Below are 1,848 nucleotides of genomic sequence, written 5' to 3'. Positions count from 1 at the left end.
GAATCCCCAGCGATGCATTCAGCTCAGGTGATGCTCTAGCCGGCGCGGATCTCGCTGAGGGTGCGGCCGGGGGTGAGCGCCTCCACATCCAGCCGGCATTCGATGATGGCCGGCAGGCCGCTCGCCCGGGCCCGCCCGAAGGCGGCGGCGAATTCCTCCGTCCGCTCGACGCGCTCGCCATGGGCGCCATAGGCACGGGCCAGCGCGGCATAGTCCGGGTTCCACAGCGCGGTTCCCGAGACGCGCGCGGGATATTCCCGCTCCTGATGCATGCGGATGGTGCCGTAGACGCCATTGTTCATCACCACGACGATGGGGGTGGCCCCGTGCTGGCGCGCGGTGCTCATCTCGGTCAGCGTCATCTGGATATCGCCATCCCCGGCCCAGCAGACGACCGTCCGCCCCGGATGATGCAGGCTGGCCGCGATGGCGGCCGGAAAGCCGTAGCCCATGCTGCCCGATCCGGGGGCGAGCTGCGTCCCCCAGCGCTTCCAGGCGAAGTAGCGGTGCAGGAAGGCGGCGAAATTGCCGGCCCCGTTGGTGAGGATGGCATCCTCGGGCAGATGGTCCGACAGCCACCGCACGAGCTGTTCCTGCTTCACCGCGCCCGGGGTCTCGCGCGGGCGGCGCCAGTCCTCCCATTCGGCATGGGCGGCAGGACCGTCGTCGCGGCTGCGTGCCGGGGGCAGGGCGGCCAGCGCGCGCAGGAAGGAGGGGGCATCCGCGCTCACCCACAGATCGGGCCGCCAGACACGCCCCGGCTCGTCCGGGTCCGGATGGACATGGATGATCCGCTTGCCGGGCGCGGCGGGATCGAGAAGGCGGTAGCCTCCCGTCTCGATGTCGCCCATCCGCAGCCCGAGCAGCAGCAGCGCATCCGCCTCGCGCAGGCGGCGCGCCAGACCCGGCGCCGAGGTGACGTTGAAATCGCCGGCATAGCAGGGGTGGCGGTTGTCCAGCATGTCCTGGCGCCGGAACCCTGCCGCGACCGGCAGCCCCTGCGCCGCGGCGAACCGTCCGAGGTCGTCCGCCGCCTCCTGCGACCAGTGCGAGCCGCCGACGACGACAAGCGGCCGCTCGGCACGGGCCAGAATCGCCAGGACTTCCGCGGCGGCGGCGCTCCAGTCCGGCGCGGCCTGCGGGCCTTCGGGGGGGAGTGTCGGGCACATCGGCGCTGGCCGAGAGCATGTCCTCGGGCAGCGACAGCACGACCGGACCGGGCCGCCCCGATGTCGCGACATGGAAGGCCCGTGCGACATATTCGGGGATGCGCTCGGTCTGTCCGATCTCGGCCGTCCATTTGGCCAGGGGGGCGAACATCGACCGGAAATCGACCTCCTGAAAGGCCTCGCGGTCGCGATGGCCACGCTCGATGTCGCCGATAAAGAGGATCATCGGCGTGCTGTCCTGCCGCGCGACATGGACGCCGGCCGCGGCATTGGTGGCACCGGGTCCGCGCGTGACCAGGCAGATGCCGGGCTGCCCGGTCAGCTTGCCCGTGGCCTCGGCCATCATCGCCGCCCCGCCTTCGTGGCGACAGACGATGTTGGGGATGCCGGCATCGAGCAACCCGTCGAGGGCAGCCAGGAACGATTCCCCCGGCACCGAGAAGACCCGCGGCACAGCTCGCCGCGCCAACTGGTCCGCCAGGATCCGCCCGCCATGGCGCATCATGCCCTTCTCCCTTGCTGTCCTGCGGTCTCAGCTATGGGGCCGGCGCCCGGCAGGGGCAAGGCGGGATCCGGCATCCGGGCGCGACCGGGGCTCTGCCCCGGACCCCGGGATATTTGAGGTCGGATGAGGAAGCAGTCCCTCTCATCCGACTTCAAATATCCTCGGGGGGTCCGG

The 1,848-nt window shown here is 70.9% G+C and carries 1 pseudogene; it reads right to left on the bottom strand.

Annotation, left to right across the window (positions count from 1 at the left end):
• Positions 1 to 35: 35 nt before the first annotated feature.
• Positions 36 to 1,671, bottom strand: a pseudogene (locus tag RUTHE_RS12105) (thiamine pyrophosphate-binding protein).
• Positions 1,672 to 1,848 lie beyond the last annotated feature (177 nt).

This window comes from Rubellimicrobium thermophilum DSM 16684, assembly GCF_000442315.1.
GTDB lineage: Bacteria > Pseudomonadota > Alphaproteobacteria > Rhodobacterales > Rhodobacteraceae > Rubellimicrobium > Rubellimicrobium thermophilum.
Note: the sequence above shows the minus strand (reverse complement) of the source record. Positions and strands in the feature narration are given on the sequence as shown.